This window comes from Mesorhizobium sp. BH1-1-5, from assembly GCF_020165615.1.
Taxonomy (GTDB): Bacteria; Pseudomonadota; Alphaproteobacteria; order Rhizobiales; family Rhizobiaceae; genus Mesorhizobium.
Genome location: NZ_JAIUIM010000017.1, coordinates 133772 through 146831, shown reverse-complemented (window position 1 = coordinate 146831; position 13060 = coordinate 133772). Strand labels below are relative to the sequence as shown.

General features: G+C 65.0%; 12 protein-coding genes. 5 read left to right on the top strand and 7 right to left on the bottom strand.

Annotation, left to right across the window (positions count from 1 at the left end; all coding sequences use genetic code 11):
* The coding region (ccmA, locus tag LB572_RS22620; protein ID WP_224669269.1) for a heme ABC exporter ATP-binding protein CcmA at positions 1 to 586 on the bottom strand (586 nt) is incomplete at its 3' end.
* A 284-nt stretch (positions 587 to 870) separates the two neighbouring features.
* On the opposite strand from ccmA, the gene acnA reads away from it, so the two are divergent.
* The gene (gene acnA, locus LB572_RS22615) at positions 871 to 3561 is read left to right on the top strand and encodes an aconitate hydratase AcnA (protein WP_224669268.1); all 2691 of its coding nucleotides are present in this window, start codon (positions 871 to 873) and stop codon (positions 3559 to 3561) included.
* Positions 3562 to 3615: 54 nt separating this feature from the next.
* On the opposite strand, the gene LB572_RS22610 is transcribed toward acnA, so the two are convergent.
* Positions 3616 to 4302 carry a ceramidase domain-containing protein gene (locus LB572_RS22610; RefSeq protein ID WP_224669267.1) on the bottom strand — a complete coding sequence of 229 codons (687 nt, stop codon included), beginning with the start codon at positions 4300 to 4302 and terminating at the stop codon, positions 3616 to 3618.
* 185 nt (positions 4303 to 4487) lie between these two features.
* On the opposite strand from LB572_RS22610, the gene LB572_RS22605 reads away from it, so the two are divergent.
* Positions 4488 to 5270 (top strand): DUF1223 domain-containing protein, encoded by a 783-nt coding sequence (locus tag LB572_RS22605; protein WP_224669266.1) that lies wholly within the window; start codon positions 4488 to 4490, stop codon positions 5268 to 5270.
* A 542-nt stretch (positions 5271 to 5812) separates the two neighbouring features.
* Entirely contained in the window at positions 5813 to 6199 is a 387-nt protein-coding gene (locus tag LB572_RS22600; RefSeq protein ID WP_224669265.1) for a DUF2794 domain-containing protein, read from the top strand.
* 70 nt (positions 6200 to 6269) lie between these two features.
* Here LB572_RS22600 and LB572_RS22595 read toward each other — a convergent pair whose 3' ends face one another.
* From LB572_RS22595 to LB572_RS22580, 4 genes are all read right to left on the bottom strand, one after another.
* Complete coding sequence (locus LB572_RS22595) at positions 6270 to 6851, bottom strand: GNAT family N-acetyltransferase (protein ID WP_224669264.1); 582 nt, start codon at positions 6849 to 6851, stop codon at positions 6270 to 6272.
* Between the two features lie 117 nt (positions 6852 to 6968).
* Positions 6969 to 7709, bottom strand: coding sequence for a Bax inhibitor-1/YccA family protein (locus tag LB572_RS22590; protein WP_224669263.1), 741 nt, complete (start codon positions 7707 to 7709; stop codon positions 6969 to 6971).
* Positions 7710 to 7942: 233 nt separating this feature from the next.
* Positions 7943 to 10483, bottom strand: coding sequence for an ABC transporter permease (locus LB572_RS22585; RefSeq protein ID WP_224669262.1), 2541 nt, complete (start codon positions 10481 to 10483; stop codon positions 7943 to 7945).
* A complete protein-coding gene (locus tag LB572_RS22580) occupies positions 10483 to 11181 on the bottom strand; it encodes an ABC transporter ATP-binding protein (RefSeq protein ID WP_140809470.1) in 699 nt (232 codons plus the stop codon). The genes LB572_RS22585 and LB572_RS22580 overlap by 1 nt, the downstream gene beginning before the upstream one ends.
* A gap of 81 nt (positions 11182 to 11262) precedes the next feature.
* Between LB572_RS22580 and LB572_RS22575 the strand changes: the two genes are divergently transcribed.
* Together LB572_RS22575 and thpR are read left to right on the top strand one after the other, a co-directional pair.
* Entirely contained in the window at positions 11263 to 11907 is a 645-nt protein-coding gene (locus LB572_RS22575) for an arylesterase (protein WP_224669261.1), read from the top strand.
* Positions 11908 to 12038: 131 nt separating this feature from the next.
* Positions 12039 to 12632: an RNA 2',3'-cyclic phosphodiesterase gene (thpR, locus tag LB572_RS22570; protein WP_140809466.1), complete on the top strand. Its 594-nt coding sequence runs from the start codon at positions 12039 to 12041 to the stop codon at positions 12630 to 12632.
* Here thpR and LB572_RS22565 read toward each other — a convergent pair.
* Positions 12539 to 13048 (bottom strand): low molecular weight protein-tyrosine-phosphatase, encoded by a 510-nt coding sequence (locus LB572_RS22565; RefSeq protein WP_224669260.1) that lies wholly within the window; start codon positions 13046 to 13048, stop codon positions 12539 to 12541. The two genes, thpR and LB572_RS22565, sit on opposite strands and share 94 nt — an antisense overlap.
* Between the last annotated feature and the right edge of the window lie 12 nt (positions 13049 to 13060).

Genomic DNA, 13060 nt, shown 5'->3' with positions numbered 1-13060 from the left:
ACACCTTCGCCCCCGCCAGCCCCAGCGGCAGATGCGTCGCCGCCACCACGATCCCTCCACCCCGCAGATGCCCGCGCATCAGCCCCGCGAACCGTTCCTCCGAAGCCTTGTCCAGCCCCGCTGTCGGCTCGTCGAGCAGCCAGATCGGCCGGCGGTTGACCAGAAGCTTGGCGATCGACGCTCGCCGCCTCTGCCCGGTCGACAGATAGCCGAAGGGCAGATGCCCGAGACCGCCGAGCGCCACGGTCTCCAGCGCCTCCTCGACGCCCAGTCCGGGCTCGCCCTGGAACGCGCGCCAGAAGCCGAGATTTTCCTCGACGCTGAGCGCCGTCTTCATCGCGTTGAGATGGCCGAGATAATGCGAGGCCGAGGCGACTGTCGGGAAGGCTTCGCCGCCGCCCTGGACAAGCACTTTGCCCTGGGCGGCGGGCAGCAGGCCGGCGACTACCCTCAGCAGCGTCGATTTGCCCGACCCGTTCGGACCGGTGACGACAAGCGCCTCGCCCTTGCCGAGCGCGAAGCCGATGTTGGAAAAAACCGTCTCGCCGCCGCGCTCGCCGCCCAGATTTTCGGCGATCAGCCGCATTCTTTGCCCGTCCCGAAAGCACCGTTTCGCGGCGCTCGCCGCTTCACGCAAATTCGTCTTTCGACTGTCTAGAACTATTCCAGGAAATTCTCTATATGCGGTTCATCCGTGCCAGCGGTCGGCACGGGATCAGAATTAGCGCCGAACCAGCGCACGCGCCGCCTTGAACGGCTCGGGTTGCTTGGGAGCGGACAGCGGAAATGGCCGTACCCGCACCTTTGCGCGTGATTGCATGCCAACGGCGTCCGTTCCCTTTCAGGCTGAACAGACAAGGACGGATCGCCGTGACGAAATCCCTCGACAGTTTCAATTGCCGCCGCACCCTGACCGTGGGTGGCGCGAACTATGTTTATTTCAACCTCATTGAGGCCGAGAAGAACGGCCTTACCGGCATCGCCCAGCTGCCCTATTCGATGAAGGTGCTGCTGGAAAACCTGCTGCGCAACGAAGACGGCCGCTCGGTCACCAAGGAATCGATCCAGGCGGTCGCCGCCTGGCTGACCGACAAGGGCACCGCCGGCGTCGAGATCGCCTATCGTCCGGCCCGCGTGCTGATGCAGGACTTCACCGGCGTTCCAGCGGTGGTCGACCTGGCCGCGATGCGCGACGGCATCAAGGCGCTCGGCGGCGATCCGGAGAAGATCAACCCGCTGGTGCCGGTCGACCTCGTCATCGACCACTCCGTCATCGTGGACGAGTTCGGCACGCCGATGGCCTTCGCCCGCAATGTCGAGCTCGAATATGAGCGCAACGAGGAGCGCTACAAGTTCCTGAAATGGGGCCAGCAGGCCTTCCGCAACTTCCGCGTCGTGCCGCCCGGCACCGGCATCTGCCACCAGGTCAATCTCGAATATCTCGGCCAGGTGGTGTGGACCAACGCGGAAGATGGCGAGACCACCGCTTATCCGGACACCTGCGTCGGCACCGATTCGCACACCACCATGATCAACGGCCTCGGCGTGCTCGGCTGGGGCGTCGGCGGCATCGAGGCCGAAGCCGCGATGCTCGGCCAGCCTGTCTCCATGCTTTTGCCCGAAGTCATCGGCTTCCGTCTCACCGGCAAGCTGAAGGAAGGCGTCACCGCCACCGACCTCGTGCTCACCGTCACCCAGATGCTGCGCAAGAAGGGCGTCGTCGGCAAGTTCGTCGAGTTCTTCGGCCCCGGCCTTTCCAACATGACGCTGGCCGACCGCGCCACCATCGGCAACATGGCGCCGGAATATGGCGCGACCTGCGGCTTCTTCCCGGTCGATTCGGAAACCATCCGCTACCTGACCATGTCCGGCCGCGAGGAGAACCGCATCGCGCTGGTCGAGGCCTATTCGAAGGCGCAAGGCATGTGGCGTGACACAGGCTCGGCCGATCCGGTCTTCACCGACCTGCTCGAGCTCGACCTCGGCGACGTCGTGCCGTCGATGGCCGGCCCGAAGCGGCCCGAGGGCCGCGTCGCGCTGCAGGACATCCCCGCCGGCTTCGCCAAGGCGATGGAGACCGAGTACAAGAAGGCGGCCGAGATCTCGAAGCGCTATGCCGTCGAAGGCACCGATTACGATCTCGGCCATGGCGACGTCGTCATCGCCGCCATCACGTCGTGCACCAACACCTCGAACCCGAGCGTGCTGATCGGCGCCGGGCTGTTGGCCCGCAACGCCAACCGGCGCGGCCTGAAGCAGAAGCCGTGGGTGAAGACCTCGCTCGCCCCGGGCAGCCAGGTGGTGGCGGAATATCTCGAGAAGTCGGGCCTGCAGAAGGAGCTCGACCAGATCGGCTTCAACCTGGTCGGCTTCGGCTGCACCACCTGCATCGGCAATTCCGGCCCGCTGCCGGCGCCGATCTCGAAGACCATCAACGACAAGGGCCTGATCGGCGCCGCGGTGCTCTCGGGCAACCGCAACTTCGAAGGCCGCGTCTCGCCGGATGTGCAGGCGAACTATCTCGCTTCGCCGCCGCTGGTGGTGGCGCACGCGCTGGCCGGCACGGTGACCGGGGACCTGACCACCGAGCCGCTCGGCGAAGGCAGCGATGGCAAGCCGGTCTATCTCAAGGACATCTGGCCGACTTCGGCCGAGATCCAGGAGTTTATCGAGAAGAACGTCACGCGCGAGCTGTTCGCGCGCAAATATGCCGACGTCTTCAAGGGCGACGCCTACTGGCAGAAGGTCAAGGCGCCGGAAGGCCAGACCTATGCCTGGGACGACAATTCGACCTATGTGCAGAACCCGCCTTATTTCGCCGGCATGGGCCGCGCCTTCGGCAAGGTCGGCGACATCAAGGGCGCGCGGGTGCTCGGTCTGTTCGGCGACAAGATCACCACCGACCACATCTCGCCGGCGGGCTCGATCAAGGCTGCCTCGCCGGCCGGCAAGTATCTCACCGAGCATGGCGTCGGTGTCGCCGACTTCAACCAGTACGGCACGCGGCGCGGCAACCACGAGGTGATGATGCGCGGCACCTTCGCCAACATCCGCATCCGCAACCACATGCTGGGCGAGAACGGCCGCGAGGGCGGCTACACGATCCACTATCCTTCGAAGGAGGAGATGTCGATCTACGACGCCGCCATGGAATACAAGCAGGAAGGCGTGCCGCTGGTCATCTTCGCCGGCGTCGAATACGGCAACGGCTCGTCGCGCGACTGGGCGGCCAAGGGCACCAACCTGCTCGGCGTGCGCGCGGTCATCGCCCAGTCCTTCGAGCGCATCCATCGCTCGAACCTGGTCGGCATGGGCGTCATCCCCTTCGTCTTCGAGGACGGCACCTCATGGGCCTCGCTCAACCTCAAGGGCGACGAGCTGGTCGAGATCGACGGGCTCTCCGCCATCAAGCCGCGCCAGAAGATGGTCGCCAAGGTCACCTATGGCGACGGCACGGTGAAGAACGTGCCGATCATCTGCCGCATCGATACGCTGGATGAGCTCGACTACTTCAAGAACGGCGGCATTCTGCAGTACGTGCTGCGAGATTTGGCGGCGTAAAGCAGGGAGTAGTGAGTAGGAATTAGTGAGTAGGGAAAAGAGCGTCTCTACTTACTACCCCCTACTCACTACTTCCTTCTCCCTCGGCGCCCCGAACCTTGCCGTCGCCGCCAGCAGCACGGCCAGCATCAGCCCGTTGAAGACGTGCCAGAGGAAGTGCGTGCCGAGCGGGAAGCTGGCGCAGACCAGCGGGTCGATCATGCGGCAGATCACCGAGACGACGAAGATCGCCGACCCCGCCAAATTGTACCAGCCGGCCCGGTTGCCGGTGGCCACCACCCACGCCCCGAAGAAGGCGAGCGCCAGGAAAGGCGGCAGGTAGCCCGTGGTGCCGTTCGACGCCTGGCGCAGCCAGTCCGGCACGGCGTAGGCGATCAGGCCGGCCACGACATAGAAGGCGACGAAGACGAGGATCGCCTTGCCCCATTCCATGCCGAGGAAACGCCGCAGGTTGAAAAGCGTGTAGGCCAGCGTGAAGCCGGCGATCGGCAGGATGTCGGCCCAGATCGTGCCTTTGCTGGCGAAGGTGTGGAACAAGGTCGAGCCGATGCCGATCGCCACCACCCACCAGGCCAGCACTTCGGCGAAGGTGCCGGTCCCGTATCGCCGCACCTGCTGGACGCCCCACAGTCCCGCGGCAATGAAAGCCAGGTTGGTCAAAGCATTAGCCGGCTCTGCCCAAAGTCCAGGTCCCGTCCGTTCGCAATAGAGATCGACAGGGGTCAGGAGAGTTTGCCACATGGTGAGGATGCTGCCCCCGAATCGAACCAAGCCTTGAAATGCAACCGCCTCTCCTATTGCGCCCTTACCTGCGGCTGCAACAGCAAAAATTTCACCGCAACGTGACTTCCCGTTGACTGGCGCTTCTGCCACATATTTTAGCAATCAGAACAAGGCCGGCGTCACCGGCGGGAATTGGAAAAGTCATGGCATTTCGAGGACGATTGCGGCTTGCGGCAGTAGCGCTGGCCCTTGCGGCGTTGGGCGGCGTGGCCCTGGCTGCCGAGCCTGAGGAGGCCGCGACCGGCAAGCCCGACAAGCCTTTGGGCGTGGTCGAGTTGTTCACCAGCCAGGGCTGCAGTTCCTGTCCGCCGGCCGACGAGTTCTTCGCCGAGCTTGCCGGCAAGGACGACATCGTCGCGCTCGCCTACCACGTCAATTACTGGGACTATCTCGGCTGGCAGGACACGCTGAGCACCAAGGAGAATACCGAGCGCCAATATGACTATATGCGCGCCTTCGGCAGCCGCTCCGTCTACACGCCGCAAGCCGTCATCAATGGCCGCAGCCACGTCAACGGGGCCAGCCGCAAGGATGTCGACGGCGCCTTGGCCCGGATGGACAGGACCGGCGAGGGCATGCGGGTTGCCATCAAGGTGAGCCGCACCAGCGACCGCGTCATGATCGACGCGGGCGATGCCGGCAACGGCCCGGCCGACGCCCATGTGGTGATCGTCTATTTCGATCCGCCGCAGATGGTGAAGATCGGCCAGGGCGAGAACAGCGGCCGCAGCCTGACCTACTGGAACGCCGTGTCCGACATCCAGACCGCCGGCATGTGGCACGGCAAGGCGCAGCGCTACGAATTGCCGATGACCGAGATCGCCAAGAAGGGCGGCTGCGCGGTGCTGCTGCAGTCGGTCGGCAAGGACGGCATGCCCGGGCCGATCCTCGGCGCCGCCTTCATCCACAAGCCGGATCGGCTTTAGCTTTTTCCCTTCTCCCCTTGTGGGAGAAGGTGTCGCCGAAGGCGACGGATGAGGGTGTTCCAGCTTGGCAGCAAGCTCGAAATTACCGCCGCCTCATTCCTTCCAGCACCCCTCATCCGACCGAGCTTCGCTCGGCCACCTTCTCCCACAAGGGGAGAAGGAAAATAAAAAAACCGGCGTCAGCTTGCTTCTGACGCCGGTTATTCAGGTTTTGGGATCGTCGCACCTGATTTTTCCAAGGAAAAACCGAGGTTGGTTCGATCCGACGCAGACCCGTGGGCGGGGGGCTTGGGGTTTACGAGCCGGTGCCGGACCGAACCGTCTCAGGCAACGCCGGTAAACTCGTCGGACATTGGGGCATGAGCGCGGATTATCTGTGGCAAGAATGTGGCGGAGTATCACCAATTCCAACATGCGTTTTGCAAACGTGACTGGACGTTTGTGAAACCGCGCGACCGCGCCGCGTGCCCGGCCGGCCCTTGCAATTTGATCCTGAAAGCGCGAACCTTGGCCGGCGCATGATTCAATCGAAGGATCGAGGCATGACCGATAACAGCGGCGGGATGGAGGATGGGGAAGCATCCGGAATATTGATCCCGTTGCACGAGGCGCGCAACGCCCGCCTCGACCAGCCGGTGCGATTCGACCGGCGCGAGCTCGACCAGATCCTGAGGCTTTACGGACGCATGGTTGCGGCCAATGAATGGCGCGACTATGCCATCGACCATCTCACTGATCGCGCTGTCTTTTCCGTCTTCCGCCGGGCCAGCGAAGTGCCGCTGTTCCAGATCGTCAAGGACCCCAAGCTGGCGCGCCGGCAAGGCGCTTTCGCCGTCATCGCCGCTGGCGGCCGCATCTTGAAGCGCGGCCAGGAACTCGGCCGCGTGCTCGGGGTCTTCGATGCCAAGTTGAGGGTCGTGGAGGCGTGAGAACAGGAACTGAAGAATTGAGGAACTGAAGAACTGAGGAAAACAGTGCCCTGGGGCCTTCTTCAGTTCCTCAGTTCTTCAGTTCCCTTTGAGCCCGGAACTTCCGCTCCGGCAGCGATTCCGGATCGGGCGGCAGTTCCGAACCGCCATTCAGCGGCAGTTGCATGAACACCGTGTCCAGCCAGCGTCCGTGCTTGTAGCCGGACCCTTCCAGGCGACCGGAATGGCGGAAGCCGAGCTTCTCGTGCAGCCGCACCGAAGCGCTGTCGGCGTGGCCGTCGCCGATCACCGCGATGATCTGGCGGAAGCCCGCCGTGCGCGCCGTCTCGATCAGCGCCCGCATCAGCAGCGAGCCCAGGCCCTGTCCCTTGGCCTCCGGCGCGACATAGACCGAATCCTCGATCACGAATCGGTAGGCAGGGCGTGGCCGGAACGGTCCGGCATAGGCATAGCCAAGCACGATGCCGTCCTTCTCCGCCACCAGATAAGGGAAGCCGCCGGCCGTTAGGCCATCGAAACGGTTGCCCATTTCGGCGCGGCTCGGCGGCTCCAACTCGTAGCTTGCCGTGCCGTGCGCCACCGCGTCGGCATAGATTTCCGTGATTCGGTCGAGGTCGGCCGCGGTGGCGGCCCTGATCGCAATATTGCTCATAATTTGTGCAATTCTCTTCACTGCCTCGATAACAGCAGAGGGCTGCGCAAAAGGAAAGGGCGGCCGTTGGGCCGCCCTTCGCAAAGTCTATGGTCCACTGAGACCGGGCAACCGCCTTTAGCGGCGCTGACCCATGAACTGCAACAGGAACATGAACAGGTTGATGAAGTCGAGATAGAGCCTCAACGCACCCATGATTGCCTTGCGGCCGGCGACATCGGACTGGTCGCCCTCATAATACATTTCCTTGATGGCCTGCGTGTCGTAGGCGGTCAGGCCCGCGAACACCAGCACGCCGATCGCCGAGATGGCGAAGCCAAGCGCCGACGACTGCAGGAAGATGTTGATCAGCATCGCGATCAGCAGGCCGATCACGCCCATGATCAGGAACGAGCCGAACGCCGACAGGTCGCGCCTGGTCGTGTAGCCGTAGAGCGACAGACCGCCGAAGGCCGCGGCCGTGGCGAAGAAGGTCTGGGTGATGCTGGTGCCGGTGTAGACGAGGAAGATCGTCGACAGCGACAGGCCGACAAGGCCGGCATAGACCCAGAACGTGGCCTGCGCCGCCCCCACGCTCATCGACTGGATACGGAACGACAGGAACATCACGGCGGCGAGCGGCGCCAGGATGACGACCCAGCGGAACGCGCTTGCATAGATGAGCTGGCCGAAGGCGGTCAGCTGGCCGTCGCCCGTGACGGCGAGTTGGAAGGCGCCCCAGGCGGCAAGGCCGGTTATGAGCAGGCCAAGCCCCATGAGGTTGTAGACTTTGATCATATAGGCGCGCAGGCCCTGATCGATATCGACGCGCGCGCCGGAGGCGGCGCCCGTCTGGTAGTTGCGAATGGGATCAGCCATTGGAAATCCTCTGTTGCTTCTGCCCCGTCCGGTGACAGGTCCCTCGTATTCCGGGACCAGGCGCCGCTGGCGGAGCTCCAGCATGCCTGCGCAAAATATGAGCGTTCTCGACGTCAAGAACAAGACGGTAACGAGCGGTAACGCTTTGTGAGAAGGCAAAAGGCCGGTTTTCGGGCCATTCGCCCAGCATTCTTACAAAGATTTAACCGGGCGGGCGGCTGTCAGCCCCTCCGTCAAAGGTTGCGCAGCACCGGCGCCGCCTTGTGGCCGAGCACCCGCCAGGTGCCGGCAAGGCCGATGCCCACGGTGACCGCCAGCGAAACCAGGATCGTCGCCACCGCGACCTCCGGCATGAAATGCGATGGCAGCGTCATGATATGCGCGACCACGAACCAGGCGGCGATGCCGCCGGCGGCAAGCGCGAACAGCGCGGTCGCAAGCCCGATCAGCACATATTCCAGCGAGAAGGCGGTGATGAGCGTCCGCCTTGTCGCGCCGAGCGTCTTCAGCACCACCGCATCGTGGATGCGCGCCCGGTTGCCGGCGGCCAAAGCCCCGGAGAGCACCAGCACCGAGGCGATCAGCGCGACGCCGGCAGCGGTGCGGATCGCCGTGCCCAGTTGCGCGACCAGCCGGTTGACGATGTCGAGCGCGTCCTTGACGCGCACCGTCGTCACCGCCGGGAAGGCGCGGGTGACGGCATTGAGCAGCCTTGCGTCGTCGGCCGTCGTGGCCTGCTTGTCGGTCAGCGTCGCCAGCCAGCCATGCGGCGCCCCGGCAAAGGTGTTGGGCGAGAACACCATGACGAAGTTGATGCCCATCGTCTCCCATTGCACCTGGCGGAAATTGGCGATCTTCGCGGTGACGTTGTGTCCCAGCACATTGACGGTCACGCTGTCGCCGAGCTTCAGGCCGATCGCCTTGCCCTCCTCGGCCGAGAACGACACCAGCGGCTCCCCGGAATAGTCCTGCGGCCACCATTTGCCTTCGGTCAGCGTCGCGTTTTCCGGCTGCTTCGCGTCATAGGTCAGGCCGCGGTCGCCGCGCAGCACCCAGGCGCCGTCGGCCGGGATCTTCACCTTGTCGACCTCGACGCCGTTCAGCGCCATGATGCGGCCGCGCAGCATCGGCACCTTGACCAGCGTTCCTTGCGGCGATTCCTTGCCTACGAGGCTGGCGAAGGCATCGACGTCGCTGCTCTGGATGTCGACGAAGAAGAAGTTCGGCGCCCGCTCCGGCAGGCTGCCGGAGATCTGCTGCCGCAGATTCCCGTCGATCAGCGCCAGCGTCACCAGCAGCGTCAGCCCGAGGCCGAGCGAGAGCACCACGGAGGGCGTCAGCGCGCCCGGACGGTGGATGTTGCCGAGCGCCAGCCGCAGCGACACGAAACGGACGCGCGGGCTCTTTTTTGCCGCCCACTGCACCAGCACCGCCACCAGCCGCAGCACCAGGAAGGCAAAGACCGTGGCGCCGACGAAGATCGAGGCGATGCGGTAGTCGTTGGCCGAAAGGATCGCCAGCGCCGCCAGCGCGACGACGATCGCAAGTGCCGCGCCGGTATAGGGCAGGCGCGGCAGGCCGCGGCTCTCGAATCCCATTTCGCGGAACAGCGCCGTCGCCGGCACGTCGCGGGCGCGGCCGAGCGGCAGAAGCGCGAAGGCCAGCGTCACCAGCAGGCCGAAGAGCGCGGCCATGGCAAGCGCGCCAGGATAGAAGCCGCCTTGCGCCGGCACGGGGATGACAGATTGCAGGAACGCGCTGGCCACGAAGGGCATCGCTGCGCCGAGCACGAGCCCGAGCACGATGCCGAGGCCCGCGATCAGAAGGATCTGCACGAGATAGACGGTGAAGACGAAGCCGCCCGAGGCGCCGAGGCTCTTGAAGGTGGCGATGACGCCGCGCTTGCCGTCGAGATAGGCGCGCACGGCATTCGCCACGCCGACGCCGCCGACCACCAACGCGGTCAGCCCGACCAGGGTGAGGAATTGCGAGAAGCGCTCGATGTTGGCGGAGAGCGCGGGGGCGGCGTTGCTGCGCGTGCGGATCGACCAGCCGGCCTGCGGGAAATCCTTCGCGGCCTCGGCCTGGATGTCCTTGATCCGCGCCTCGGAGGCGCCATCCGGCAGCCTCACCTTATAGGCGTTCTCGACCAGGCTGCCGGGCTGCACCAGGCCGGATGCGGCAAGGCCCTCGCGCGAGATCATCAGCCGCGGCGCGAAGCCAAAACCGTCCGACACCGCATCGGGCTCGCTGACCAGCCTGGCGCGCAGCTCGAAAATGGCGCTGCCGAGCTTCAGCCTGTCGCCGATGTGCAGGTTGAGCCGGTCGAACAAAAGATCGGGCGCGGCGGCGCCGAACACCCCGGACCTTTCGCCGAACAATTGGTCCTTCGGCAGCGCCGGATCGGTTTCCAGCGCGCCGTAGAGCGGATAGGCGTCGTCGACGGCCTTTGCCTCGACCAGCGCCTGGTCCGAGCCATCCTCCAGCCGCGCCATCGAGCGCATGCCGGACGTCTGCGAGACCGTGCCGAGGCGCTTGATGAAGCCGAGCTCGGCATCCGAAGCGCTGCGCTGGTTGACCTGGAAGCGCAGATCGCCGCCAAGCAGCGTCTGGCCCTGGTCGGCGACGCCGGCACTGATCGCCTGCGCCACCGAATTGACGCCGCCGATCGCCGCGACGCCGAGCGCGATGCAGGCAAGGAAGATCATGAAGCCCGACAGGCCGCCGCGCATCTCTCGCAGCGAGAAGCGGATGGCGAGCTTCAATGTCCGCATCAGGCCGGCACCTTAACCGGCTTCGGCGCGTCCTCGATCCGCCCCGAACGCATCGAGACCTGGCGCGCGCAACGCGCGGCAAGCGCCGGATCATGCGTGACCAGCACCAGCGTCATGCCGCGTTCCACCGCCTTGGCGAACAGAAGATCGGCAATCTGCTTTCCCGTCGCCTGGTCGAGATTGCCGGTCGGCTCGTCGGCAATGAGGATGCGCGGCGACGGCGCCAGCGCCCGGGCGATCGCCACGCGCTGCTGCTCGCCGCCGGAAAGCTCGCCTGGATAGTGCGTCACGCGGTCGCTCAGGCCGACCGCGGCAAGCTCGCGCGCCGCGACGCCGAACGGATCGGCATGGCCGGCCAGCTCCAGCGGCACCGCGACGTTCTCGAGCGCCGTCATGTTGGGAATGAGGTGGAAGGACTGGAAGACGATGCCAATGTTTCGCCCACGAAACGATGCAATCTGATCCTCGCTTTTGCCGTTTATGAGCTCGCCGGCGATTCGGACCGTGCCCGAATCGACTCGTTCCAGACCGGCAAGAACCATGAGCAGGGTGGACTTGCCCGAACCGGACGGACCGACGATGCCGGTGGCTTCGCCGGCTGCAACATCGAGGCTCACGCCCTTCAACACATGGACGGAGGACGCGCCCTCGCCGAGCGTCAGCGATACGTCCCTCAGCGCGATGACGGCTTCTGTCACAATGAAAGCGCCCTATATGTGAAAAAGGAGACGGCCGGTGTCTCCTCCCTTGGATTGTTCCGGTCATATGGGGCTCGCCGCATGGCTTTCAAACACCGTTTTGCCGCAGCCCTCATCCTTTTCCTCGCCCTTTGCGGCGCCATTTCGCCGGCGCGCGCCGCCACCTTCAGCATCGTCGGCTTCGGCGACAGCTTGATGGCGGGCTTCAGCCTCGGCCCTGGCCAGGGCTTCACCGACAGGCTGCAGGCGGCCCTGAAAGCGAAGGGCCTCGACGTCACCGTTGCCAATGCCGGCGTGTCGGGCGACACCTCGAGCGGCGGGCTGGCGCGGCTCGACTGGTCGGTGCCGGACGGCACAAGGCTGGTCATCCTCGAGCTTGGCGCCAACGACATGCTGCGCGGCGTTGCGCCGGAAATTGCCGAGAAGAACCTCGACGCGATGCTGGGCAAGCTCAAGCAGCGCAACATTCCCGTGCTTCTGGCCGGCATGCGCGCCGCCCCCAATCTCGGCGCCGACTACCAGAAGGCCTTCGACGCCATCTATCCGCGGCTTGCCGAAAAATACGGCGTTCCGCTCTATCCGTTCTTTCTCGACGGCGTCGCCGGCCACCCGGATCTGCAGATCGAGGACGGCATGCATCCCAATCCCCGGGGGGTCGACGTCATGGTCGAGCGCATCCTTCCCATGGTCGAGAAGGCGATCGCCGACAATGGCGGTCCATCATGAGGGTCCGCCATGAGTCCGGAATACCACGCTTTCCGCTGGGGAAACATTGTGGACAACAAACCGCTTGCCCCGCGCCTGCATCGATGATTCGCTAGGGCCGAGAGTTTCGATTCGAGGACAGGAGGCTTCACATGCCACGTCTTTTCACCGCCCTCGAAATTCCACGTGACGCCGCTCTCTCATTGTCCCTGCTCCGGGGCGGGCTGCCCGGAGCGCGCTGGATCGATGTCGAAAACTACCATCTGACGCTGCGTTTCATCGGCGATGTCGAGGGCCATGTCGCCGACGAGATCGCCAACGCCCTCGACAGGGTTCACCGCCCCGCTTTCCAGATGACGCTCTCCGGCGTCGGCGCCTTCGGCGGCAAGAAGCCGCATGCGGTGTGGGCCGGCGTATCGGCCTCGCCAGACCTGACGGCGCTGCAGGGCGAGATCGACCGCATCTGCCAGCGGCTCGGGCTGCCGGCCGATCCACGCAAATTCTCGCCGCATGTAACCCTGGCGCGCCTGCGCAACGGGAACCCGCTCGATGTCGCGCAATATCTTTCGGCGCGCGGCAATTTTTCCGCGCTGCCCTTCCGCGTCGGCCGCTTCGTCCTGATGTCGTCGCGCGATTCGGTCGGCGGCGGTCCCTACATCGTCGAGGAAGCCTGGCCGCTGGCCGGCGAAACGCTGGCCTCGAGCCGCTTCGCCAGCGCCTCCGACGCCTCGCGGATCATGCGATAGACCGAAGCGAAGGCCTCGGCGCCGTCGTAATAGGGATCGGGCACGTCCACGGCCTTCCCCGTCGCGAAATCCAGATAGAGATGGATGCGGTCGCGCGCGACCTGCGGCGCCAGCGCCTTGAGGTCGCGCACATTCGCCCGGTCCATGCCGAGGATCAGGTCGAAGCGCGAAAAATCGTCCGGCCGCAGCTTGCGCGCCCTCTGCCCCGAAATGTCGACGCCATGCTCAGCGGCCACCGCGATCGAGCGCCGGTCGGGCTCTTCGCCGGCATGCCAGCCGCCGGTCCCGGCCGAATCGATCGCCAGGTCCTTCCCTTGCCCGGCAAGGACAGCGCGAAACACGCCTTCCGCCAGCGGCGATCGGCAGATGTTGCCGAGGCAGACGAACAGAACGGAATTCATGGGCTTCGCGCTCATCGATCCGGCGGT

What these genes read in the sequence shown, in the direction of transcription:
- LB572_RS22610 (WP_224669267.1), bottom strand. Translation starts at nt 4,302, where the DNA reads ATGTGGCAAACTCTCCTGACCCCTGTCGATCTCTATTGCGAACGGACG.
- LB572_RS22605 (WP_224669266.1), top strand. Translation starts at nt 4,488, where the DNA reads ATGGCATTTCGAGGACGATTGCGGCTTGCGGCAGTAGCGCTGGCCCTT.
- LB572_RS22600 (WP_224669265.1), top strand. Translation starts at nt 5,813, where the DNA reads ATGACCGATAACAGCGGCGGGATGGAGGATGGGGAAGCATCCGGAATA.
- LB572_RS22595 (WP_224669264.1), bottom strand. Translation starts at nt 6,851, where the DNA reads ATGAGCAATATTGCGATCAGGGCCGCCACCGCGGCCGACCTCGACCGA.
- LB572_RS22590 (WP_224669263.1), bottom strand. Translation starts at nt 7,709, where the DNA reads ATGGCTGATCCCATTCGCAACTACCAGACGGGCGCCGCCTCCGGCGCG.
- LB572_RS22585 (WP_224669262.1), bottom strand. Translation starts at nt 10,483, where the DNA reads ATGCGGACATTGAAGCTCGCCATCCGCTTCTCGCTGCGAGAGATGCGC.
- LB572_RS22575 (WP_224669261.1), top strand. Translation starts at nt 11,263, where the DNA reads ATGGCTTTCAAACACCGTTTTGCCGCAGCCCTCATCCTTTTCCTCGCC.
- thpR (WP_140809466.1), top strand. Translation starts at nt 12,039, where the DNA reads ATGCCACGTCTTTTCACCGCCCTCGAAATTCCACGTGACGCCGCTCTC.
- LB572_RS22565 (WP_224669260.1), bottom strand. Translation starts at nt 13,048, where the DNA reads ATGAGCGCGAAGCCCATGAATTCCGTTCTGTTCGTCTGCCTCGGCAAC.